The organism is Sanguibacter sp. 25GB23B1 (assembly GCF_040012415.1).
GTDB lineage: Bacteria > Actinomycetota > Actinomycetes > Actinomycetales > Cellulomonadaceae > Sanguibacter.
Window position 1 is genome coordinate 48736 of record NZ_JBDYKL010000017.1, and the last position, 21729, is coordinate 70464.

The window sequence follows — 21729 nt, forward strand, 5'->3', positions numbered from 1 at the left end:
CCTCCGCCATGTCTGATCGCCTCATCCTCCTGCCCGCCGTCGACGTCGCGGACGGCCAGGCCGTGCGGCTCGTCCAGGGCGAGGCCGGCTCGGAGACGTCCTACGGCGACCCGCTGACGGCTGCGCTCGACTGGCAGGCCGGTGGCGCGGAGTGGATCCACCTCGTCGACCTCGATGCCGCCTTCGGCCGTGGCTCCAACGCCGAGCTCCTCGCCGACGTCGTCGGCCGCCTCGACGTCAAGGTGGAGCTCTCCGGAGGCATCCGGGACGACGCGTCCCTCGAGCGTGCGCTGGCGACGGGCTGTTCCCGGGTCAACCTCGGCACGGCCGCGCTCGAGAACCCCGAGTGGACCGCCAAGGTGATCGCCGAGCACGGCGACGTGATCGCGGTCGGCCTCGACGTGCGCGGCACGACGCTCGCGGCGCGCGGCTGGACCCAGGAGGGCGGGGACCTCTGGGAGGTGCTCACCCGTCTCGATGCCGCGGGCTGCTCGCGCTACGTCGTCACCGACGTGACGAAGGACGGCACCTTGCGCGGACCGAACATCGAGCTGCTGCGCGAGGTGGCCGCCCGCACGGACGCCCCGGTCGTGGCCTCGGGCGGGATCTCGAGCCTCGACGACCTCGCCGTGCTGCGCGAGCTCGTCCCCGCGGGTGTCGAGGGGACGATCGTCGGGAAGGCGCTCTACGCCGGCGCGTTCACCCTTCCCCAGGCTCTCGACGTCGCCGGCCGGCCGTGACCTCTCGACCACCCGAGGGGCACGACGGCGACGGGCGTCCCGACACCTCGGCGTCGGGACGCGCGCTCCCTGGTGCCTCTCCGTTCGCCGGGGACGACGGGTCGGCGGATCCTCAGCTCGTCGAGCTGCTCGCAGGGCACGCCGCGGGTACGACGTCGCTGGCCGCGGTGGTCGCGCGTCTCGCGGAGGTCCGGGTGCTCGTCCCGGTCCTCGCCGAGCTCGAGGCCGTCGGCGAGGGGGAGCACGGTCATGTGATCGACAAGGAGGCCTCGGCCGGTGTGGTCGCGCTCCTGTCGCCCGACGGTCGCCGCGCCCTCCCGGTCTTCACGAGCGTCGCGAGCATGGCCGCGTGGCGCGGTGACGCGCGGCCAGTCCCGGCGGACGCGGTGCGCGCCGCCCTGTCCGCCGTGAGCGAGGACTGGGCACTGCTCGTCGTCGACCCAGGAGGCCCTGCGAGCGCTCTCGTGCCCCGCCCGGCCGTGTGGGCGATCGCGCAGGGGAAGCAGTGGCGTCCCGCGGTGGTCGGGGGAGCGGTGGACGCCGAGATCGCGGAGGCCGTCCGGGACGCTGTCTCCGGGCTGCCGTCGGTCGCACGTGTGCGCGCGGAGCCGGGCCGGACGGCCGAGGTCGCGGTCGTGCTCGCCATCGACTCCGGTCTCACGCGAGCACAGCTCACGACGGTCCTCGACGGGGTGAACGCGGCGCTCGCCGCGAGCGCGGTCATCAGCGAGCGCGTCGACTCGCTCGAGCTGAGGGTCGGTCGCGCGGACTGATCGGCCCCGAGCGTCAGCAGACAGGCTCCGGGGCGGTGACGAAGCCCGCTTCGTCAGCGAGAAGGTTGCGCAACGTGCTCACGGGCACGAGGTAGCTGTGACCGCTCGAGCTCTTCGCGTAGACGACGCCGATGACGCGTCCGTCCGGGTCGAGAGCTGCTGATCCGGAGCTTCCCGGCTCGACCGGGGCGTCCGTGAGGAGCACCTGGCCGAGGTTCTCGTTGAGCGGGTCGGACGTGTACTGCAGGACGCTCCCGTTCGTGGCCTTGAGTGCTCCGCCGTTCGGGTAGCCGACGACCGTGACCGGGTCTCCGGGCTTCGGGTCGGCCGGCGCCAGCTCGGGGTAGGCGTCGAGGTCTTCGGCCGTGCGCACGATCGCGAGGTCGGCGAGCTCGGCCGTGCCGGACGTCGTGACGCTGACGTCGCGCCCGTCGTACGTGCTCAGCTGGATGTCGCGGTTGCCCTCGACGACGTGCTTGTTCGTGATGAGCGTCCGGGCGTCGATGGCGAAGCCGGTGCCGCGCACGACGTCGTCACAGCTGACGTTGCGGATCCGTACCGCCATCCGCTTGGCGGAGTCGAAGCCGTCGGGGGAGAGGTTCCCGGGGTTGACCGGTGCTGTCCCCGTCCCGGTCGTGGGGACGACGGACGTCGGCATCGGCCCGGGAAAGTCCGGGACCGCGGCGCAGCCTGTCATCGTGAGAACCACCGTGGCGAGCCCGACCCCGAGCATGCGGGACCGACGGCGGGTGCCGGTCATGAGTCCGCCAGGTCCTGCTGGAGGGAGTTGTAGTCCTCGACAGCAGCGGCACAGACGGTGTCTGCCTGGGTGGCAGCGGTCGCGATGACGTCCGGCGTCGTCGTCTCCGGTGCAGCGAGGTAGCCCATGACGGTGCTCTGCGCGGTGACGCAGTCGCCGAGAGCGGCCGACACGTCGAGAGCGGTCTCGGCGACCTCCTGCACGTCGTCGGCGAGGATCTTCTGGCTCTCGCGGTCGTCCCCGACCTGAGCCTTCTCGTCGGCGAGCTCGGTGATCCGCGTCTGGGCCGTCGCGAGCTGGTCGCGGACGATCGTCAGCTCTGACGTCATCCCGGCGACGTCGCCGGTGAGGTCCGCAACCTCGCTCCCGAGCTCGCGGGACTGCGCCTCCCACTCGCCGCTGCGCTCTTCCCACCGGTGCGAGAGCACCGCGAGGTAGGCGCCGGCACCGAGCGCGAGGACGAGGAGCATCGAGAGCACGACGATCGCAGCGCTCCGTGCGCGCGTGGAGGGGCGCGAGGGCGCCGTCGAGCGGGCCTCGGTCGACGCTCGGTCGGTCGCGCTGCGGGACGCACTGCGGTCGGAGTGGCGCGCCGGAGAGCTCGCGCCGTCGTGGTCTCGGGGGCCGTGCTCGTGGGTGTCGGCCGTCGGTGCGGCGAGGCGTTGGAGGACGACCGGGGGGTGCGCCGAGACAGGCGCTGACACAGGGATGTCGAACGACGGTCGTGCAGCAGCGGGGTAGGGGTCGGTCTCCGGTCCGGGCACTCCCGCGTCGTCCGGCCGTGCGCGGGTGTCGGACCACGCGGGAGTACCTGACCACGTGCCTGTGTCTGACCGCGCGGCGTCGGCCGAGGGTGCTGCCGTGTCCGGTGGTGACCCGGCGTCGTGGGCGACGGTACCCGTGCCGACGTTCGCGTCGTCGGAGTGCTCGAGGAAGTCGTCCTCTGGTGTCCTGTCGGTCAACTGACGGCTCCGGTGAACTTCTCGCCGGGACCTTCGCCCGGTGCATCGGGATAGATCGAGGCCTCGCGGAAGGCGAGCTGGAGGGACCGCAGCCCGTCGCGCAAGGACCGGGCGTGCTGGTTGCCGATGTCGGGTGCGGCCGTCGTCACGAGCGCGGCGAGCGCCGAGATGAGCTTGCGCGCCTCGTCGAGGTCCAGGTGGTCCCCCGCGTTCTCCTCGTCGGCGAGGCCGCACTTCACGGCCGCGGCGCTCATGAGGTGGACGGCGGCTGTCGTGATGACCTCCACGGCGGCGACGTCGGCGATGTCGCGGACGGCCTGCGGAGCGAGGCGGTCGGCGGCGGGGACTTCGTGGGTGTGCTCAGACGTCATGGACCCATTGTCACAAACAATAGGCAACCGTGGGTGAATGTGTGGTTCGGACGACACAGGGCCGGCACCTCGTGGTGCCGGCCCTGTGGACGCGCTGGTCGAGCGGGGCGAGCTACTCGCCGACGCCGACGAACTCCGCAGACTCGTTCGCGCTCTCGGTCGGGCGCTCGAGGTTCGCACGCAGCCGCGCACCCAGCGTCGCGTCGACGCTCGTCCAGTACCAGATCGCGCGCTCGCGGATCTCCGGGGTCTTCACGCCGCCGACGGCGCCTGTGATCGTCTCGAGGAAGCGTGCCTTCGCGGCGTCGTCGTAGACCTCGCGGTAGAGGGTCCCGGCCTGGCCGAAGTCGGAGTCCTCAGAACGCAGGGTCGCTGCGGCGCGGACGAGCTCGCCGTCGGACTCCCAGCTCCCTGCACCGGCACGCGCCTCGTCGGCGACGGGCCCGCCCTTCGAGTTCGGGGCGTACACGGGGGTGGTCGCCGAGCTGAAGTGGTGGCGCTGCGACCCGTCCTGCGAGTAGTTGTGCACCGGTGCCTTGGGGGCGTTGACCGGAAGCTGGTTGTAGTTCGTCCCCACGCGGTACCGCTGTGCGTCCGGGTAGGAGAAGATGCGCGCCATGAGCATCTTGTCCGGGCTCGCGTCGATACCGGGCACGAAGTTCGCGGGCGAGAACGCGGCCTGCTCGATCTCCGCGAAGAAGTTCTCCGGGTTGCGGTTGAGCGTGTGCGTGCCGACCTTGATGAGCGGGTAGTCGGCGTGCGGCCACACCTTCGTGATGTCGAAGGGGTTGAAGCGGTACGTCTTGCCCTCTTCGTACGGCATCACCTGGACGTGCACGTCCCAGGACGGGAAGTCGCCCTTCTCGATCGCCTCGTAGAGGTCGCGGCGGTAGTAGTCGGCGTCCGCGCCCGCGATGAGCTCGGCCTCGGAGCCTTCCATCTCGACGTTGCCCTGGTTCGAGGTGAAGTGGTACTTGACCCAGAACCGCTCGCCCTCGGCGTTGATCCACTGGTAGGTGTGCGAGCCGAAGCCCGGCATCTCGCGCCACGAGCGCGGCAGGCCGCGGTCCCCCATGAGGTACGTGACCTGGTGCGCCGACTCGGGGGAGAGGGTCCAGAAGTCCCACTGCATGTCCGCGTCGCGCAGCCCGGAGCCGGGGAGGCGCTTCTGGGAGTGGATGAAGTCGGGGAACTTGATGCCGTCCCGGATGAAGAACACCGGGGTGTTGTTGCCGACGATGTCGTAGTTGCCCTCAGAGGTGTAGAACTTCACCGAGAAGCCGCGGACGTCGCGCCAGGTGTCGGGGCTGCCCATCTCGCCGGCGACGCTGGAGAACCGCTGCAGGGTCTCGGTCGTCGTACCAGGCTGGAAGACGGCTGCGCGTGTGTACCGGGAGACGTCCTCGGTGACCTCGAACGTGCCGAACGCGCCGCCGCCCTTCGCGTGGACGATGCGCTCCGGGACGCGCTCGCGGTTGAACTGCGCGAGCTTCTCGACGAGGTAGCGGTCGTGGAGCGCGGTCGCGCCGTCGGGACCGGCGGTGAGGGAGTGGGCGTCGCTCGCGACGGGCGTGCCCGTCTGGGTGGTGGTGAAGCGTTCAGTCACAGGTGTCTCCTTGGTGTGGTGGGTCTGTGGGTCGTCGTGAGTGCAGGTGTCGTCGCGGTGGAGCGGTTCAGGTGGTGCTGGCCGCACGGCACCGGGGGCACAGGCCCCAGTACGTGACCTCGGCTTCCTCGACCGTGAAGCCGTGGTCGGCCGAGGGGGCGAGGCAGGGTGACGGGCCGACGGAGCAGTCCACGTCTTCGAGGGCGCCGCAGACGCGGCACACGATGTGGTGGTGGTTGTCGCCGACCCGGCGTTCGTAGCGCGCCGGGTGGCCCGCAGGCTCGATCCGCCGCACGAGCTCCGCAGCGGTCAGTGCGGCGAGGATGTCGTAGACAGCCTGGACCGATGCGGTGCCGATGGCCGCTCGGACGTCGGCCACCACGTGCTCGGCGTCCGAGTGCGGGTGCTGGCTGACAGCCTCGAGGACGGCCAGGCGGGTGGCTGTCACGCGGAGCCCTGCCGAGCGGAGCTCGACGTCGAACGGGGCTGTGGTCATGGCGACAGTCAAGCACGTAAAATGGAACGAGTCCAGTGTGCGACTGCTTCCATCGAATGCACGTTTCGCACCCGCGCGAACAGGCGACCGTGCGCGCGACGTCCGCGACGACCAGGCGGGATCTGCTCGGGATCCTGCTGTGCGACGGGGTCTCGACCCGTGCGCGGATACGCTGAGAAGTCGTGGTAAAGTCATCAGTCGACCGACCTGCGCTCACGATCCTGCACGGCCGTCGAGGGGATTCGTCCCCCGGCGACGCTGCAGTTCGCGTGCACAGGTGCACAAGTGGATGTCATCCCACCCGAGTCTCGATCGCTCACGCAAGTGACAACAGAGGCCGGGTCCGGTCCGAGTCGTTCGTGGCGTCTTGACGAGTCGCGGACGTGAGCAGCAGCGCCCCGCATGATGTGTGAGCGGTGCCTGTGCTCGTCGGATGTGATGGCCTCCACCCTGTGCTCAGGGATGGGGGCCTTTCTCATTCCCGGCGGACCAGCAACCGAGTGTTTAGGAGCATCACATCAGCGAGCCTCGCATCAACGATCGGATCCGCGTCCCCGAGGTCCGACTCGTCGGCCCAGGTGGGGAGCAGGTCGGCGTCGTCCGCATTGAGGTCGCCCTGAGCCTTGCCCAGGACGCTGACCTCGATCTGGTCGAGGTCGCCCCTGACGCACGCCCGCCGGTGTGCAAGCTCATGGACTTCGGGAAGTTCAAGTACGAGTCGGACATGAAGGCCCGTGAGGCACGCCGCAACCAGGCGAACACGGTCCTCAAGGAGATCCGCTTCCGGCTCAAGATCGACCCGCACGACTACGGGACCAAGAAGGGCCACGTCGAGCGATTCCTCAGCGCCGGCGACAAGGTCAAGGTCATGATCATGTTCCGTGGTCGCGAGCAGTCTCGTCCGGAGATGGGCGTGCGCCTCCTGCAGCGTCTTGCCGAGGACGTCGCCGAGCTCGGCTTCATCGAGAGCATGCCCAAGCAGGACGGGCGCAACATGATCATGGTGCTCGGCCCGACGAAGAAGAAGGCCGACGCCAAGAGCGAGCAGCGTCGACGCACGCAGGAGACGCAGCCGAGCAAGCCCGAGCGCCCCGAGCGTCCCGCGGACGACCAGCCGGACGAGACCGTGGACCGGCCCGACTTCGAGACCCAGGTCGCAGAGGCGCAGGCCCAGGTCGCTGCTGAGCCCGCTCCTGCGGCCCCCGCAGCTCCTGCGGAGCCCGAGACGACGCCCGAGCCCGCCGTGGTCGAGGTGCCGGTCGAGAAGGCCGCACCGGCCAAGGCGTCCGCGCCCGCGCAGAAGCCTGCCCCGGCTGCGAAGGCTGAACCTGCTGTACAGACCGAACCGGCTGCGAAGGCCGAGCCGGTCGAGAAGGCTGCAGCACCGAAGCCCGCGACGCCGAAGCCCGCGACCCCGCGACCGATGGCGAAGCCGACTGCGACGCCCAAGCCGGCGACGCCGAGGCCTGCCACCCCACGACCTGCTGCGAAGCCCGCTCCGAAGAAGAGCGAGTGACGTAGCACCACGACCACCTGGAGAGGTCCTGGACCTCACCGAGCTGGTACCCACCGGTCCCAGCCCGACACACGTCAAGCATCGAACGTGACGCCTGACCAGACCCAAGGAGAAGCGGCAGCCATGCCGAAGAACAAGACTCACTCCGGCGCCAAGAAGCGTTTCCGCACCACCGGCGGTGGAAAGATCATGCGTGAGCAGGCTGGCATGCGTCACCTGCTCGAGCACAAGTCGAGCCGGCGCACCCGCCGTCTGTCCTCCGACCAGGTTGTCAACGCCGCCGACGTCAAGAAGATCAAGAAGCTGCTCGGTAAGTGACCGACCTGACCGGGCGTCATCGTCCGGTCGACGGATCATCATCCAGCCCCTAACTGCAAGGAGCATCACGTGGCACGCGTGAAGCGGGCGGTCAACGCCCAGAAGAAGCGTCGTACAACTCTCGAGCGCGCCAGCGGTTACCGCGGCCAGCGCTCGCGTCTCTACCGTAAGGCGAAGGAGCAGGTCACCCACTCCCTCGTCTACTCCTACCGTGACCGCAAGGCCCGCAAGGGAGACTTCCGCAAGCTGTGGATCCAGCGCATCAACGCTGCGGCCCGCGCCGAGGGAATGACGTACAACCGTCTCATCCAGGGCCTCAAGGCCGCTGGTGTCGAGGTCGACCGTCGCGTGCTCGCTGAGCTCGCGGTGAACGACGTCGCAGCGTTCAACGCGCTCGTCAAGGTCGCCAAGGCTGCTCTTCCTGAGGACGTCAACGCCCCCAGGAACGCGGCCTGAGCCAGCTGTCGCACGGCACGACGCTCGTCGTCGTGCCGCTCCACGACGGATCGCCAGGACGCCCGGACGATGACTGAGCTGACGAACCCCCGCAGCGAGCGGGTGAGGTCGGTGAGGTCGTTGTCCGGGCGTTCTGCGCGTTCACGGGCGAACCGGTTCCTCGTCGAAGGGCCCCAGGGCGTGCGCGAGGTCGTCGCGTACGCCTCGCCACGTGTCCGGGACGTGTACGTCACGTCTACGGCCGACGAGCGGTACAGCGAGATCACGGACGGTGCACGTGACCGTGGCCTGCGCGTCCACCTCGTGAGCGACGAGGTGCTCGAGGCGATGAGCCCGGACGCCCAGGGGATCCTCGCGGTGGTCGACCAGACTGCTGCGTCCGAGCGGACCGGCGGTGCGCCCGGGCTCCTGAGCGAGCAGCTCCTCACGGCACCCCGGCTGGTCGCGGTCCTCTCGAACGTCCGAGACCCCGGCAACGCCGGGACCGTGATCCGGGCGGCGGACGCTGCCGGAGCAGATCTCGTGGTGCTCGCGGGGGAGAGCGTCGACGTCCACAACCCGAAGGTCGTCCGGTCGACGGCCGGCTCGCTCTTCCACCTGCCCGTCGTGTCGGGGATCGCTCTCGACGAGGTCGTGCAGGCTCTGCACGCGAGCGGGCTCCAGGTGCTCGCCGCCGACGGGTCCGGCGATCGCGACCTGGACGACCTCCTCGATGTCGCCGGCCCGGGTGCTGTCCGGTCGGGAGGTGAGCCGGACCTGGCCGTCTCGACGGCCTGGGTCTTCGGCAACGAGGCCTGGGGGCTGCGCGAGGACGAGCGCGCCCTCGCGGACGCCGTGGTCCGGGTGCCGCTGCGTGGCCGGGCCGAGTCGCTCAACCTGGCGACGGCAGCCACGGTCTGCTTGTATGCCAGCGCTCGCGCTCAACGCTAGGAGAGACATGACCACGGAGCACCTCGCCGGCGGGCTCAAGGTGCGCCACCTGACGATGATGGGCCTCGGCTCGGCCATCGGCGCAGGTCTCTTCCTCGGCACAGGACAGGGCATCAAGGCTGCCGGTCCTGCCGTCCTCGTGTCCTACATGATCGCCGGGCTGCTCGTCGTCATGCTCATGCGCATGCTTGCCGAGATGGCGGCGGCCATGCCCTCCAGCGGGGCGTTCTCCATGTACGCGGAGATCGGCATCGGTCGATGGGCAGGGTTCACGATGGGGTGGCTCTACTGGATCATGCTCGTCATGGTCCTCGGCGTGGAGATCACGGGTGCGTCTCAGATCGTCCACGGGTGGCTGCCCGGCGTGCCGCAGTGGATCGTCGCGCTCGTCGTCGTCGTGTTCTTCGCCGTCGTGAACCTCTCCGGGGTCCGCAGCTTCGGCGAGTTCGAGTTCTGGTTCGCGGCCATCAAGGTGGCCGCGATCTGCGCGTTCCTGGTCGTCGGTGTCCTCCTGGTGACAGGGCTCGTCGACGTACCGTCACCTGTCGGGATCGGGCCGATGCTCGACGACGGCGGCTTCGCGCCGGAGGGGATCAGCGGCATCGCCGCTGGGCTGCTCGCGGTCGTCTTCGCGTTCGGCGGCATCGAGATCGTGACCATCGCGGCAGCCGAGGCCGAAGACCCACGACGCAGCATCGCTCGCGCTGCCGCGAGCACGGTCTGGCGGATCCTCCTCTTCTACATCGGGTCGGTGGCCGTCATGGTCCTCGTCCTCCCCTGGGACTCTCCACAGCTGCTCCAGGGCCCGTTCGTCGCGGTCCTCGAGTTCGCAGGTCTGGAGGGCGCGGCGACGATCATGGAGGTCGTCGTGGTCGTCGCGCTGCTGTCGGCGTTCAACGCGAACGTGTACGGCACGTCGCGCATGATCTTCTCGCTCTCCCAGCGGGACGACGGTGCACAGGTGTTCCTCCACGTGTCGCCGCGCGGCGTGCCCGACGTCGCGGTGTGGACGTCGGTGTTCTTCGGTCTCGTCTCCGTGGCGCTCAACGCGTGGTTGCCGGACGCGATCCTCGGGATCCTCCTCAACGCGGTCGGCGCGACGCTCCTCGTCATGTGGGTCCTCATCGCCGTGTCCCAGCTGCGGCTGCGACCGAGGCTCGAGGAGCAGGGGCTCTTGACCGTCCGCATGTGGGGATACCCGTACCTCACGTGGGCGACCATCGTCGCCCTCGTCGGCGTGGCGGTGCTCATGCTCTTCGACGACACGGCGCGCCGACAGCTCGCCGCCACGGCCGGTCTCGTGGTGGTGGTCGTCGCGTCCTACTTCGTCCGCCGAGCGGTCCTCAGGCGATATTCGGCCCGCGCACCGGAGGCTCGCGCATAGAATCTCCAGGGCCGCTCGGCTCACATCCCTCCGCTCGGAAGGTCCGCATGTCCACCCCTGCAGTGCCCGATCCCGCCTCGTTCTCACCCCTCGACTCGGCAGCGGTCGAGTCCGCGGTCTTCGCAGCGCTCACCGCGGCGCGCGAGGCACGCGACCTCGACGAGCTCAAGTCCGTGCGGATCGCGCACACGGGGGACCGCAGCCCCGTCGCGCTGGCGAACCGGGAGATCGGTCGCCTGGAACCGGCGGAGAAGGCTGTCGCGGGCAAGCTCCTCGGGCCTGCGCGCGGACGGATCGCGAAGGCGCTGGCAGAACGTCAGGTCGAGCTCGACGCGGAGCGCGCCGCGCGCGTCCTCGTCGAGGAGGCCGTCGACGTGACGCTGCCCGCCGGGCGCCGGGCACCCGGGGCCCGCCACCCGCTCGAGTCGCTCCAGGAACGCGTCGGGGACTACTTCGTCTCGATGGGCTGGGAGATCGCCGACGGCCCAGAGGTCGAGGCCGAGTGGTTCAACTTCGATGCCCTGAACTTCGGTCCGGACCACCCGGCGCGGCAGATGCAGGACACCTTCTTCGTCGCGGGCGTCACCGGCGAGGACCGCGCGGCGAGCACCGACTCGCACCTCGTGCTCCGCACCCACACGTCGCCCGTCCAGGCGCGCACGCTGCTCGAGCGTGATCTGCCCGTCTACATCGCGTGCCCGGGCAAGGTCTTCCGGACGGACGCCCTCGACGCCACCCACACCCCTGTCTTCCACCAGGTCGAGGGTCTCGCGGTCGACAAGGGGCTGACGATGGCGCACCTCTTCGGTACCCTCGACCACTTCGCCAAGGCGATGTTCGGACCGGAGGCCAAGACTCGGCTGCGGCCGTCGTTCTTCCCGTTCACCGAGCCGAGCGCCGAGCTCGACCTGTGGTTCCCACAGAAGAAGGGCGGCGCCGGTTGGATCGAGTGGGGCGGGTGCGGCATGGTCAACCCCAACGTGCTCCTCGCGGCAGGCATCGACCCGACGGTCTACTCGGGCTTCGCGTTCGGCATGGGGATCGAGCGCACGCTCATGCTGCGCCACGGTATCGCCGACATGCACGACATGGTCGAGGGCGACATCCGCTTCTCCCAGCACTTCGGAATGGACATCTGATGCCGAACATCGCACTCTCCTGGCTCGGTGAGCACGTCGAGCTGCCCAGCGGGCTCACGGCGGCGGAGCTCGCTGCAGCGCTCGTGCGCGTCGGCCTCGAGGAGGAGGCCGTCCACTCGAGCGGGGTGACCGGTCCGCTCGTCGTCGGTCGCGTCGTGTCGCTCGAGAAGGAGCCCCAGAAGAACGGCAAGGTCATCAACTGGTGCCAGGTCGACGTCGGTGGCCACAACGTCCTCGACGACTCCGGCGATCCGACGGTCCCGCGCGGCATCGTCTGCGGTGCGCACAACTTCGAGGTCGACGACCTCGTGGTCGTCGCACTCTCGGGCGCGGTGCTGCCCGGTCCGTTCCCGATCGCGTCGCGCAAGACGTACGGACATGTCTCGGACGGGATGATCTGCTCCCAGAGCGAGCTCGGGCTCGGGGACGACCACGACGGGATCATCGTCCTCGAGCGCCCCGGGTACTCGGCTGCGGCCGGTCACGACGTCACGCCGGGCACGGACGCGCTCGCGCTGCTGGGTCTCGGCGAGGAGGTCCTCGAGATCAACGTGACGCCGGACCGCGGGTACTGCTTCTCGATGCGCGGTGTCGCGCGCGAGTACGCGCACTCCACGGGTGCAGCCTTCACGGACCGTGGGCTGCCGACGGAACCGACGCCCGCGGCGACGCCCGCGGGATTCCGCGTCGAGGTCTCGGACGGCGGCCCCGTCAACGGCGTGGTGGGGTGCGACCGGTTCGTCACGCGGGTGGTGCGCGGCGTCGCGGCGTCGACCGCGTCGCCGGCGTGGATGCAGCGACGTCTCAGCCAGGCCGGGATGCGACCGATCTCGTTGGCTGTCGACATCACGAACTACGTCATGCTCGATCTCGGTCAGCCGTTGCACGCCTACGACCTCGCGACCCTGGCGGAGCCGGTCGTCGTGCGCCGCGCCCACGACGGCGAGCGTCTGACGACGCTCGACGGGGTCGACCGGGTGCTGAGCCCGGAGGACCTGCTCATCACGGACAGCCCGGCCGGGGATCGCGGTGCTCGGGTGCTCGGTCTCGCGGGAGTCATGGGCGGAGCCGAGACCGAGGTCAGCGGCTCGACGACGGACGTGCTCGTCGAGGCCGCCCACTTCGATCCCATCTCGGTCGCGCGGACGGCGCGCCGGCACAAGCTCCCGAGCGAGGCGGCGAAGCGGTTCGAGCGCGGTGTCGACCCACGACTGCCGGCCGTCGCCGCCCAGCGGGTCGTCGATCTCCTCGTCGAGCTCGGCGGCGGAACGGTCGACGATGCGGTGAGCGATCTCGACGCGGTGCTGCCTCGTCCGTCGATCCGCTTCCCGCTCGACGAGCCCGAGCGTCTCGTGGGCGTCGCCTACACCCCCGAGCAGGTGCGGGGCGTGCTCAGCGAGATCGGGTGCCTCGTCGAGGACGTCCCGGGCGAGCCGAGCCTCGTCGAGGTCACGGCTCCGACCTGGCGGTCGGACCTCACAGGTCCGGCCGACCTCGTCGAGGAGGTCGCGCGCCTCGTCGGCTACGACACGATCCCGTCGATCCTCCCGGCAGCACCGGCCGGTCGGGGTCTCACCCAGAGCCAGCGGGTGCGCCGGAGCGTCGCACGTGCGCTCGCCGAGGACGGGTACGTCGAGACGTTGAGCTACCCCTTCGTCGGGCGGGCACAGCACGACGAGCTGGCCCTCCCTGACGACGACGAGCGGCGGGTCGCGCTCGTCCTGGCCAACCCGCTGTCGGCGGAGAAGAACGAGATGCGCACGAACCTTCTCGTCACGCTCCTCGACACCGCACGCCGCAACGTCGCACGAGGCCAGAGCGATCTCGCGCTCTTCGAGGTCGGTCTCGTGACGCTTCCGCGCGCTGGTGCGCCGGCCGCTCCGCTGTACCCGGGTGCCGCTCGACCGTCCGAGGCGGAGCTCGCGGCGATCGACGCGGCCGTGCCGGACCAGCCGCGGCGGGTCGCCGGGGTGCTGTGCGGGCGCCGCGACCCTGCGGGCTGGTGGGGGCCCGGTCGTGTCGCCGACTGGACGGACGCCGTCGCCGGCGCGCGGCTCGTCGCCGCGCGGGTCGGCGTCGGCCTCGTCGTGACCAGCGACCCGGACCACGCACCGTGGCACCCAGGACGCTGCGCGCGCCTCGCGCTCGCGGACGGGACCGTCGTCGGTCACGCGGGAGAGCTGCACCCGAAGGTGGTCGAGGACCTGGGGCTCCCGCCGCGGTCTGCCGCCTTCGAGGTCGACCTCGACCTCCTCTTCGCGGCGGCTCCCCACGACCCGATCCAGGGGGTGACCGTCTCGACCTTCCCGCTCGCGAAGGAGGACCTCGCGCTGGTCGTCGACGCCGGCGTGCCTGCTCAGCAGGTCTTCGACGCGGTGCGCGAGGGGGCCGGTCCGCTGCTCGAGGAGCTGCGGCTCTTCGACGTGTTCACGGGGGAGCAGGTGGGCGAGGGAAAGAAGTCGCTCGCCTTCTCGCTGCGGCTCCGTGGTGCCGACCGCACCTTGACCGCGCAGGACACCGCGGCCGTCCGCGAGGCAGCGGTCGCCGAGGCACACCGCCGGGTGGGAGCCGTGCTCCGGGGCTGAGTATCGTAGTGAGCGACACGGGGTGCCCGCGCACGGCGCGGGCTGAGAGCACACCCGTCGAACCTGATCTAGCTCGTACTAGCGAAGGGATGTCGCCTCATGACGTCTGCCCCTGCACGTCCTCGTGTCCTGAGCATCGCCGGGACCGACCCCACCGGCGGTGCCGGGATCCAGGCCGACCTCAAGTCGTTCGCCGCGCACGGCGCCTACGGCATGGCGGTCGTCACCGCCCTCGTGGCCCAGAACACCCAGGGTGTCCGGTCCACCCACGTCCCGGGGGCCGGGTTCCTGCGAGCCCAGCTGGACGCCGTGAGCGACGACGTCGTCGTCGACGCGGTGAAGGTCGGGATGGTGGCGACGGCGGCCAACGCCGACGCGATCACCGCGTGGCTCGGTGCCGTGCGGGTTCCAGTCGTGGTCGTCGACCCGGTCATGGTCGCGACGAGCGGGCACTGCCTCCTCGACGACGACGCCCGCGTCGCCCTCGTCCGGCTGCTCGGTCGCGCGCACCTCGTGACACCGAACCTCGCCGAGCTCGCGGTGCTCGTGGACCAGCCGGTAGCGCTCACGTGGGCGGACGCCCTCGCTCAGGGGGTGCGCCTCGAGCGGGAGGTCGGCGCCGCGGTACTCGTCAAGGGCGGTCACCTCGAGGGGCACAGCAGCCCGGACGCTCTCGTGACGGACGTCGGGACGGTCGAGATCGACGGGCCCCGCGTGCACACGCCGAACACCCACGGCACCGGATGCTCCCTGTCGTCGGCCGTCGCTGCGCTCCAGCCGCGTCTCGGCTCCTGGGAACACAGCGTCCGCACGGCGAAGGCCTGGTTGACCGGCGCCCTGCGGGCTGGAGACGGTCTCGCGGTCGGGCGCGGACGGGGACCGGTGGACCACCTGCACCACGTCGGTCGGTTCGAGGAGGTCGATCACGAGGAGCTCGGTCGCCATGAGGTGACGGGCTCCGTCGCGGGTGTCGGCGCTGCTCAGGCCCCGTAGGTGCAGTCGTAGCCCGGGGGGAACCAGCGGAACGTGGTCTCGATCTCGTTCGCGGAGGTTCCGCTCGGTGCCTCGCGGTAGCAGTCGGCACGCGACTGGTCCATGCCCATCTTCAGGTAGGCCACGGCGCTGAGCGCTGTGACGAGGAGGATGAGGACGGTCAGTGCCGTGCGTGCGGCGCGCGATGGCCCCGGGTCTCGGTCTTCGTAGCCGCCGTCGGCCCACGAGCTGTTCATGGCACGAGGGTAGCCCGGTAGCGCTCACGGGATGAGCAGGACCTTCCCCGTGGTCGATCGGGACTCGAGCGCAGCATGAGCCTGGGCGGCGTCCTCGAGCGCGTAGGTGGCGCCGACGCGCACGCTGAGCGTGCCGCCGCGCACCGCGGAGAACAGCTCGTCCGCCCGGGACACGAGCTCGGCGCGGGTGGCGACGTAGCTCGCGAGCGTCGGGCGTGTGAGGTAGACCGATCCGGCGGCGCTGAGGCGTTGGGGGTCGAGCGGAGGGACCTGCCCTGACGAGCCGCCGAAGAGGACGAGCATCCCGCGGGTGCGCAGCGACGCGAGGGACGCGTCGAAGGTGTCCTTGCCGACGGAGTCGTAGACCACGTGGACGCCGCGGCCGCCCGTGAGGTCGCGCACGCGTGCCGGCAGCTCGGACGTGAGGTCGGTGAGGCGGTCGTAGCGGATGACGTGGTGCGCTCCGGCACCGCGGGAGAGGTGCTCCTTCTCCTCCGTCGAGACGGTGGTGATGACCCGTGCCCCTCGCGCGACCGCGAGCTGGGTGAGCAGGAGGCCGACACCGCCGGCGCCGGCGTGCAGGAGGACGTCGTCGCCGGGACCGACCGGGTAGGTCGACGAGGCGAGGTAGTGCGCCGTGAGCCCTTGCAGCGGGAGCGCGGCGGCGACGTTCAGGTCGACGTCTGCCGGGACGGGCAGTGCCCTCGCTGCGGGGACACGCACGAGACCCGCGTACGATCCCGGTGCGTCCGACCAGGCGACCCGGTCGCCGATCGTGAAGCCGGTCGTCTCGGGACCGAGGGCGACGACCGTCCCGGCGCCCTCGGTGCCGAGGATGCTCGGGTACTCCATCGGGTAGACGCCGGACCGTCGATAGGTGTCGATGAAGTTCACGCCGGCGGCGGCCACCGTGACGAGCAGCTCGCCGCTCTTCGGGTCCGTGACGGGGACGGTCTCGACCTCGAGCACCTCCGGGCCTCCTGCACGGGTCGCGACGACGCCCGTGGTCGTCCTCGTCGTCGTGCTCACGACCTCGTCTCCTGGTCGGTGATCGCGGTCGGTACCGGTCCGACGCCCTGCTCGGCGAGCCACCGTAGGCAGGCGTCGGTCCAGCCTCCCGGTGCCCCGGTCGACTCCGCCAGGCCGAGGCCGTGCTCGCCCGTGGGGTAGACGTGCAGCTCGTACGGCACGTGGGACCGGCCCAGCGCTCCGGCGAGCCGCAGGCTGTGCTCGACGTCGACGACCGCGTCGTCGGCCGTGTGCCACAGGAATGTGGGCGGTGTCCGGGCGTCGACCCGTCGCTCGACGCTGAGGGCCTTGGCGAACGCGGTGTCATCAGCGTCGTCGCCGAGCAGGTTGGCGCGCGAGCCGAGGTGGGGGAGGTCCGTCATGGACACGACCGGGTAGCAGAGCACCGCTGCGTCGGGTCGCTCGCCGCGGTCTCCCGAACCGTCCTCCGTCGGCGTGGTCGCGGCGCCCGCGCCGGAGCCGGTCGTGTGTGCCAGCTCGGCGCTGGTGGCGGTGAGCGCCAGCCCGGCCAGGTGGGCACCGGCGCTGAAGCCGAGCACCACGACGGGGCCGTCGACGGGGCCGTGCACGCCTGCGCGCAGCTCGGCGAGCGCCTGGAGCGTCTGGCGGAGGGCGACGGGGTAGGTCGCGGGCGCCACGGCGTAGTCGAGATAGCCGCTGGCGATCCCGTGCGTCGCGAGCCACTGCGTGACGTCGAGGTACTCGTGCTCGGCCCGGACGGCGTAGCCGCCGCCCGCGAGGACCAGGACGAAGCCGCGCGTGGCCCCGTGCACAGCGGGGTCCGGTGGTGGCAGGACGGTGAGGGGGGTGCCGGTCATGGATCGAGACTAGACCGCGTCTGTATCAAATCGCATTCGCATGTATGGTTATGCACATGACCTTCTCAGTGGCGGTAGCAGGTGCGAGCGGATACGCAGGCGGAGAGACGCTGCGCCTCCTCAGCGGGCACCCCGAGGTGGAGATCGGTGCGCTCACCGCGCACGGGAACGCCGGCTCCCTGCTCGGCGAGCACCAGCCCCACCTGCGCGGCCTGGCGAGCCGGGTCCTGCAGCCCACGACGGTGGAGAACCTCACCGGCCACGACATCGTCGTGCTGGCTCTCCCGCACGGCGCGTCGGGAGAGATTGCCGCACAGCTGCCCGCCGGCACGCTGGTGGTCGACCTCGGAGCCGACCACCGGCTCGTCGACCCGGCAGCCTGGCACGCGTACTACGGCTCGGAGCATGCCGGCACGTGGCCCTACGGGCTGCCGGAGCTCCTGCTCGCGTCGGACGTGCACGGGGAGCGGACCGTCACCAAGCAGCGCGAGGCGCTCGCGGGCGCTCGCCGCATCGCCGTCCCCGGCTGCAACGTCACCGCCGTCACTCTCGGCCTCCAGCCCGGTGTCGCGGCCGGGATCATCGACGCGCGCGACCTCGTCGCCATGCTCGCGGTCGGCTACTCCGGGGCAGGCAAGAGCCTCAAGACGCACCTGCTCGCTTCCGAGGCGCTCGGCTCCGCCCAGGCGTACGGGGTCGGCGGCTCCCACCGGCACGTGCCGGAGATCGAGCAGAACCTGCGCCTCGCCGGGGCGCCCGAGGTGACCGTCTCCTTCACTCCCGTCCTCGTCCCCATGTCTCGTGGCATCCTCGCGACCGCGACAGCACGCCTCGCGCAGGGCCACGAGGATGCGACCCTCGTGGACGTGCGCCGGGCGTGGGAGCAGGCCTACGACGGCGAGCCATTCGTCGAGCTCCTCCCGGAGGGGCAGTGGCCCACGACGGCGATGACTCTCGGCGCCAACACCGCCCTCGTCCAGGTCGCGATCGACCGTCGAGCCGGCCGCATAGTCACGGTCACCGCCCTCGACAACCTCGTCAAGGGCACGGCAGGCGCCGCAGTCCAGTCCATGAACATCGCTCTCGGTCTTCCGCAGACCATGGGTCTCGACCACGAAGGAGTTGCACCGTGAGCGTCACTGCAGCACAGGGCTTCCGGGCCGCGGGCGTCGCCGCCGGACTGAAGTCGACAGGCAGGCCTGACGTGGCCGTCGTCGTCAACGACGGACCGTCCGACGTCGCCAGCGCCGTCTTCACGTCGAACCGGGTCGAGGCCGCACCTGTGACGTGGTCCCGCCAGGCAGTCGCCGACGGACGTGCGCGAGCTGTCGTCCTCAACTCCGGGGGCGCGAACGCGTGCACCGGCCCGGAGGGCTTCGCCGACACCCACCGCACCGCGGAGCACCTCGCGGACGCCCTCGGCATCTCCTCGGTCGACACCGTCGTCTGCTCGACGGGACTCATCGGCACCCGCCTCCCGATGGACGCCCTGCTCTCCGGCGTGGACGACGCGGTCGCCCACCTCTCCGCCGACGGCGGCGAGGACGCTGCGCACGCCATCATGACGACCGACACCGTGCCCAAGACCGTCACCGTCACCGTCACGACGGACCCTGAGACGCAGGACGCGAACGAGACGGCACCAGGGACGTGGACCGTCGGCGGCATGGCCAAGGGCGCCGGGATGCTCGCCCCGGGCCTGGCGACCATGCTCTGCGTCCTCACGACCGACGCGCTGGTCGAGCCCGCGCTCGCGGACGCGGCGCTCCGCGCGGCGACCGCCCGCACGTTCGACCGCGTCGACTCGGACGGCTGCATGTCGACGAACGACACGGTCGTCCTCCTCGCGTCCGGCGCGTCCGGCGTGAGCCCGTCGCCCGAGGAGCTCACCGACGCGCTCACCGAGGCGTGCGCGAGCCTCGCCCGCCAGCTCGTCGGCGACGCCGAGGGTGCGAGCCACGACATCTCGGTCCGGGTCGTCGGGGCGACCACCGAGGACGCAGCCGTGGCCGTCGCTCGCGCGGTGACGCGCTCCAACCTCTTCAAGGCCGCCGTGTTCGGCAACGACCCGAACTGGGGCCGGGTGCTCTCCGCCGTGGGCACCGTGCCGGTGTCCGTGGCGCCTTTCGACGCTGCGCACCTCGACGTCTCCATCAACGGCGTCCAGGTGTGCCGCGCCGGCGGGGTGGGGGATCCGCGCGAGCTCGTCGACATGGCCTCCGCCCGTGATGTGACCGTCGTCGTCGACCTCCACGCCGGTGACGCGGAAGCGACGGTCTGGACCAACGACCTCACGCACGACTACGTCCATGAGAACAGCGCGTACTCCTCATGAGCACACTCGACCTCAGCGACATCGACGTGACGGCCGACCTCGCACCCTCCCAGAAGGCCGAGGTGCTCATCGAGGCGCTGCCCTGGCTGAGCCAGTTCGCCGGCGCGCTGGTCGTCGTCAAGTACGGCGGCAACGCGATGATCGACGACGAGCTCAAGGCGGCGTTCGCGCAGGACATGGTCTTCCTGCGTCAGGTCGGCCTCAAGCCCGTCATCGTGCACGGCGGGGGGCCGCAGATCACCGAGATGCTCGCCCGCCTCGGCATCGAGAGCGAGTTCCGGGGTGGCCTGCGGGTGACGACGCCGGAGGCGATGGACGTCGTCCGCATGGTGCTCACCGGGAAGGTGTCCCGCGAGCTCGTGGGGCTCCTCAACGCCCACGGCCCCAACGCGGTCGGCCTCTCCGGCGAGGACGGCGGACTCTTGAGGGCCCGTCGCCGCACCGCGACCGTCGACGGCGAGGCGGTCGACGTCGGGCTCGTCGGCGACGTCGTCGAGGTCGACCCGCGCGCCGTCCAGGACCTCCTCGACGCAGGCCGTATCCCGGTCGTCTCGACGATCGCCCCCGACATCGCGGACCCCACGCAGGTCCTCAACGTCAACGCCGACACGGCCGCTGCCGCGCTCGCGGTCGCGCTCGGTGCGAAGAAGCTCATCATCCTCACGGACGTCGAGGGCCTGTACACCTCGTGGCCGGACCGCACGTCGCTCGCCAGCGAGATCTCCGTCGGGGCGCTCGCGGACCTCCTCCCGTCTCTCGAGTCCGGCATGGTCCCGAAGATGGAGGCCTGCCTGCGCGCGGTGCGTGGTGGGGTGCGCCAGGCGCACGTCATCGACGGTCGCATCGCGCACTCCGTCCTCATGGAGGTCTTCACCACGCGCGGCATCGGCACGATGGTGGTCCCCGACAGCGACGGCCGTCTCGCCGCCCCGCACACGACCTACGCCACGGCTGCGCCCACCCGCACCGCGCCGTCCACACCCCCCGCACCGACGCACGGAGACCTCTCATGAGCGAGCTGAGCAGCACGCCCACCGCCCACGGGACCGATGCCGCGACGGGGTCTGTCACCGAGTGGACGCAGCGTTACTCCCGCGCGGTGATGGACACGTTCGGTCCGCCGCAGCGCGTGCTCGTCCGCGGCGAGGGTGCGTACGTCTGGGACGCCGACGGTCGGCGCTACCTCGACCTGCTCGGTGGCATCGCCGTCAACGTCCTCGGTCACGCGCACCCGACGCTCACCGCAGCGATCAGCGCCCAGCTGGGCACGCTCGGTCACGTCTCGAACTTCTTCGGCACGCCGACGCAGATCGCGCTCGCGGAACGGCTCGTCGACCTCAGCGGAGCGCCGGAGGGGTCGCGGGTCTTCTTCACGAACTCGGGCGCCGAGGCCAACGAGGCCGCCTTCAAGATGGCGCGCCGCACAGGCCGGCCACGCGTCCTCGCTCTCGAGGGCGGCTTCCACGGCCGGACCATGGGGGCGCTCGCGCTCACGTCCAAGGCGGCGTACCGCGAGCCGTTCGAGCCGCTCCCCGGCGGCGTCGAGTTCCTCCCCTTCGGAGATCTCGACGCACTCGAGGACGCGTTCACGGTCGGGTCGGACGTCGCCGCACTCTTCATCGAGCCGATCCAGGGTGAGGCCGGCGTGCGCTCCCTCCCGCCGGGCTACCTCGCCCGCGCGCGCGAGCTCACGCGTGAGCATGGGGCGCTGCTCGTCCTCGACGAGGTGCAGACCGGCATGGGCCGTACCGGCTCGTGGCTCGCCCATCAGCAGCCGCACATCGGCGAGGGCGTGGTCCCCGACGTCGTCACGCTCGCGAAGGGACTCGGCGGCGGGTTCCCCATGGGGGCCGCGATCGCGTTCGGTCCGCACTGTGCCACTCTGCTCGGCAGAGGCCAGCACGGCTCGACGTTCGGCGGCAACCCGGTCGCGGCCGCCGCAGCGCTCACGACGATCGGGGTCATCGAGCGTGATGGGCTCCTCGCGCACGCGACCGCGGTCGGCGAGCACCTGCGGACCGCGGTGACGGCCCTCGACCACCCGCTCGTCGCGTCCGTCCGTGGGACAGGGCTGCTCATCGCGATCGAGCTCACCGCGGACGTGGCACCGGCCGTCGCGACCTCGGCGCTCGAGGCCGGCTTCATCGTCAACCCGGTCAGCCCCACGGCGTTGCGTCTCGCGCCGCCGCTCATCCTCACGCGCGAGCAGGCCGACGACTTCGTCGCCTTCCTGGCCGCCCTGCCACGCACGCCGGCAGACCTCACGGCCAAGGAGGCCTGAC

22 protein-coding genes and 1 riboswitch are annotated in these 21729 nt (G+C 71.0%); of the genes, 14 read left to right on the forward strand and 8 right to left on the reverse strand.

The window, feature by feature from the left end; genetic code table 11:
- Positions 1 to 8: 8 nt before the first annotated feature.
- Together priA and ABKW26_RS11065 are read left to right on the forward strand one after the other, a co-directional pair.
- The gene (priA, locus tag ABKW26_RS11060) at positions 9 to 740 is read left to right on the forward strand and encodes a bifunctional 1-(5-phosphoribosyl)-5-((5-phosphoribosylamino)methylideneamino)imidazole-4-carboxamide isomerase/phosphoribosylanthranilate isomerase PriA (protein ID WP_348593647.1); all 732 of its coding nucleotides are present in this window, start codon (positions 9 to 11) and stop codon (positions 738 to 740) included.
- Complete coding sequence (locus ABKW26_RS11065) at positions 737 to 1513, forward strand: SseB family protein (RefSeq protein WP_348593649.1); 777 nt, start codon at positions 737 to 739, stop codon at positions 1511 to 1513. Before priA ends, ABKW26_RS11065 begins: the two co-directional genes overlap by 4 nt.
- 13 nt (positions 1514 to 1526) lie before the next feature.
- Here the strand turns inward: ABKW26_RS11065 and ABKW26_RS11070 are convergent, their stop codons facing one another.
- From ABKW26_RS11070 to ABKW26_RS11090, 5 genes are all read right to left on the reverse strand, one after another.
- Positions 1527 to 2273 (reverse strand): serine protease, encoded by a 747-nt coding sequence (locus ABKW26_RS11070; RefSeq protein ID WP_348593651.1) that lies wholly within the window; start codon positions 2271 to 2273, stop codon positions 1527 to 1529.
- Positions 2270 to 3235: a hypothetical protein gene (locus tag ABKW26_RS11075; RefSeq protein ID WP_348593653.1), complete on the reverse strand. Its 966-nt coding sequence runs from the start codon at positions 3233 to 3235 to the stop codon at positions 2270 to 2272. The genes ABKW26_RS11070 and ABKW26_RS11075 overlap by 4 nt, the downstream gene beginning before the upstream one ends.
- The gene (locus tag ABKW26_RS11080) at positions 3232 to 3606 is read right to left on the reverse strand and encodes a DUF1844 domain-containing protein (RefSeq protein WP_348593655.1); all 375 of its coding nucleotides are present in this window, start codon (positions 3604 to 3606) and stop codon (positions 3232 to 3234) included. The genes ABKW26_RS11075 and ABKW26_RS11080 overlap by 4 nt, the downstream gene beginning before the upstream one ends.
- Before the next feature lie 112 nt (positions 3607 to 3718).
- A complete protein-coding gene (locus ABKW26_RS11085) occupies positions 3719 to 5212 on the reverse strand; it encodes a catalase (RefSeq protein ID WP_348593656.1) in 1494 nt (497 codons plus the stop codon).
- 67 nt (positions 5213 to 5279) lie between these two features.
- On the reverse strand, positions 5280 to 5708 hold the full coding sequence (locus ABKW26_RS11090; RefSeq protein WP_348593658.1) for a Fur family transcriptional regulator: 429 nt from the start codon (positions 5706 to 5708) through the stop codon (positions 5280 to 5282).
- A 544-nt stretch (positions 5709 to 6252) separates the two neighbouring features.
- On the opposite strand from ABKW26_RS11090, the gene infC reads away from it, so the two are divergent.
- The 8 genes from infC to thiD all read left to right on the forward strand — a co-directional run bounded on the left by infC (position 6253) and on the right by thiD (position 15029).
- The gene (gene infC / locus ABKW26_RS11095; protein ID WP_348593697.1) at positions 6253 to 7224 is read left to right on the forward strand and encodes a translation initiation factor IF-3; all 972 of its coding nucleotides are present in this window, start codon (positions 6253 to 6255) and stop codon (positions 7222 to 7224) included.
- 123 nt (positions 7225 to 7347) lie between these two features.
- Positions 7348 to 7542, forward strand: a complete 195-nt coding sequence (rpmI, locus tag ABKW26_RS11100) for a 50S ribosomal protein L35 (protein WP_098454642.1) — start codon at positions 7348 to 7350, stop codon at positions 7540 to 7542.
- Positions 7543 to 7611: 69 nt separating this feature from the next.
- The gene (rplT, locus tag ABKW26_RS11105; RefSeq protein WP_348593660.1) at positions 7612 to 7998 is read left to right on the forward strand and encodes a 50S ribosomal protein L20; all 387 of its coding nucleotides are present in this window, start codon (positions 7612 to 7614) and stop codon (positions 7996 to 7998) included.
- Positions 7999 to 8067: 69 nt separating this feature from the next.
- Positions 8068 to 8928, forward strand: a complete 861-nt coding sequence (locus tag ABKW26_RS11110) for an RNA methyltransferase (protein WP_348593661.1) — start codon at positions 8068 to 8070, stop codon at positions 8926 to 8928.
- Positions 8929 to 8935: 7 nt separating this feature from the next.
- Positions 8936 to 10312, forward strand: a complete 1377-nt coding sequence (locus ABKW26_RS11115; protein ID WP_348593663.1) for an amino acid permease — start codon at positions 8936 to 8938, stop codon at positions 10310 to 10312.
- 47 nt (positions 10313 to 10359) lie between these two features.
- On the forward strand, positions 10360 to 11451 hold the full coding sequence (pheS, locus tag ABKW26_RS11120; protein WP_348593665.1) for a phenylalanine--tRNA ligase subunit alpha: 1092 nt from the start codon (positions 10360 to 10362) through the stop codon (positions 11449 to 11451).
- The gene (gene pheT, locus ABKW26_RS11125) at positions 11451 to 14036 is read left to right on the forward strand and encodes a phenylalanine--tRNA ligase subunit beta (protein WP_348593667.1); all 2586 of its coding nucleotides are present in this window, start codon (positions 11451 to 11453) and stop codon (positions 14034 to 14036) included. Before pheS ends, pheT begins: the two co-directional genes overlap by 1 nt.
- 8 nt (positions 14037 to 14044) lie before the next feature.
- Positions 14045 to 14143: riboswitch (TPP riboswitch) on the forward strand.
- Positions 14136 to 15029 carry a bifunctional hydroxymethylpyrimidine kinase/phosphomethylpyrimidine kinase gene (gene thiD, locus ABKW26_RS11130; RefSeq protein ID WP_348593669.1) on the forward strand — a complete coding sequence of 298 codons (894 nt, stop codon included), beginning with the start codon at positions 14136 to 14138 and terminating at the stop codon, positions 15027 to 15029. (Overlaps the previous riboswitch by 8 nt.)
- On the opposite strand, the gene ABKW26_RS11135 is transcribed toward thiD, so the two are convergent.
- Genes ABKW26_RS11135 through ABKW26_RS11145 form a run of 3 tightly spaced genes read right to left on the reverse strand, consistent with a single transcriptional unit; the run spans position 15017 to position 17112 of the window.
- On the reverse strand, positions 15017 to 15265 hold the full coding sequence (locus tag ABKW26_RS11135) for a hypothetical protein (RefSeq protein ID WP_348593671.1): 249 nt from the start codon (positions 15263 to 15265) through the stop codon (positions 15017 to 15019). The two genes, thiD and ABKW26_RS11135, sit on opposite strands and share 13 nt — an antisense overlap.
- Before the next feature lie 24 nt (positions 15266 to 15289).
- The gene (locus tag ABKW26_RS11140) at positions 15290 to 16294 is read right to left on the reverse strand and encodes a quinone oxidoreductase (RefSeq protein ID WP_348593673.1); all 1005 of its coding nucleotides are present in this window, start codon (positions 16292 to 16294) and stop codon (positions 15290 to 15292) included.
- Entirely contained in the window at positions 16291 to 17112 is an 822-nt protein-coding gene (locus tag ABKW26_RS11145; RefSeq protein ID WP_348593675.1) for an alpha/beta hydrolase, read from the reverse strand. The genes ABKW26_RS11140 and ABKW26_RS11145 overlap by 4 nt, the downstream gene beginning before the upstream one ends.
- Positions 17113 to 17162: 50 nt before the next feature.
- On the opposite strand from ABKW26_RS11145, the gene argC reads away from it, so the two are divergent.
- From argC to ABKW26_RS11165, 4 genes are read left to right on the forward strand one after another with little or no spacing between them, the layout of a single operon-like run.
- Positions 17163 to 18245, forward strand: coding sequence for an N-acetyl-gamma-glutamyl-phosphate reductase (argC, locus tag ABKW26_RS11150; RefSeq protein ID WP_348593699.1), 1083 nt, complete (start codon positions 17163 to 17165; stop codon positions 18243 to 18245).
- Entirely contained in the window at positions 18242 to 19447 is a 1206-nt protein-coding gene (gene argJ / locus ABKW26_RS11155) for a bifunctional glutamate N-acetyltransferase/amino-acid acetyltransferase ArgJ (RefSeq protein WP_348593677.1), read from the forward strand. Before argC ends, argJ begins: the two co-directional genes overlap by 4 nt.
- On the forward strand, positions 19444 to 20460 hold the full coding sequence (argB, locus tag ABKW26_RS11160) for an acetylglutamate kinase (protein WP_348593679.1): 1017 nt from the start codon (positions 19444 to 19446) through the stop codon (positions 20458 to 20460). The genes argJ and argB overlap by 4 nt, the downstream gene beginning before the upstream one ends.
- On the forward strand, positions 20457 to 21728 hold the full coding sequence (locus ABKW26_RS11165) for an acetylornithine transaminase (protein WP_348593681.1): 1272 nt from the start codon (positions 20457 to 20459) through the stop codon (positions 21726 to 21728). The genes argB and ABKW26_RS11165 overlap by 4 nt, the downstream gene beginning before the upstream one ends.
- The last annotated feature ends 1 nt before the right edge of the window (position 21729 follow it).

Bases quoted from the DNA above. Each gene is read 5' to 3' on its own strand.
- priA (WP_348593647.1), top strand. From the start codon at position 9: ATGTCTGATCGCCTCATCCTCCTGCCCGCCGTCGACGTCGCGGACGGC.
- ABKW26_RS11070 (WP_348593651.1), bottom strand. From the start codon at position 2,273: ATGACCGGCACCCGCCGTCGGTCCCGCATGCTCGGGGTCGGGCTCGCC.
- ABKW26_RS11080 (WP_348593655.1), bottom strand. From the start codon at position 3,606: ATGACGTCTGAGCACACCCACGAAGTCCCCGCCGCCGACCGCCTCGCT.
- ABKW26_RS11090 (WP_348593658.1), bottom strand. From the start codon at position 5,708: ATGACCACAGCCCCGTTCGACGTCGAGCTCCGCTCGGCAGGGCTCCGC.
- rpmI (WP_098454642.1), top strand. From the start codon at position 7,348: ATGCCGAAGAACAAGACTCACTCCGGCGCCAAGAAGCGTTTCCGCACC.
- ABKW26_RS11110 (WP_348593661.1), top strand. From the start codon at position 8,068: ATGACTGAGCTGACGAACCCCCGCAGCGAGCGGGTGAGGTCGGTGAGG.
- ABKW26_RS11115 (WP_348593663.1), top strand. From the start codon at position 8,936: ATGACCACGGAGCACCTCGCCGGCGGGCTCAAGGTGCGCCACCTGACG.
- pheS (WP_348593665.1), top strand. From the start codon at position 10,360: ATGTCCACCCCTGCAGTGCCCGATCCCGCCTCGTTCTCACCCCTCGAC.
- pheT (WP_348593667.1), top strand. From the start codon at position 11,451: ATGCCGAACATCGCACTCTCCTGGCTCGGTGAGCACGTCGAGCTGCCC.
- thiD (WP_348593669.1), top strand. From the start codon at position 14,136: ATGACGTCTGCCCCTGCACGTCCTCGTGTCCTGAGCATCGCCGGGACC.
- ABKW26_RS11135 (WP_348593671.1), bottom strand. From the start codon at position 15,265: ATGAACAGCTCGTGGGCCGACGGCGGCTACGAAGACCGAGACCCGGGG.
- ABKW26_RS11145 (WP_348593675.1), bottom strand. From the start codon at position 17,112: ATGACCGGCACCCCCCTCACCGTCCTGCCACCACCGGACCCCGCTGTG.
- argC (WP_348593699.1), top strand. From the start codon at position 17,163: ATGCACATGACCTTCTCAGTGGCGGTAGCAGGTGCGAGCGGATACGCA.
- argB (WP_348593679.1), top strand. From the start codon at position 19,444: ATGAGCACACTCGACCTCAGCGACATCGACGTGACGGCCGACCTCGCA.
- ABKW26_RS11165 (WP_348593681.1), top strand. From the start codon at position 20,457: ATGAGCGAGCTGAGCAGCACGCCCACCGCCCACGGGACCGATGCCGCG.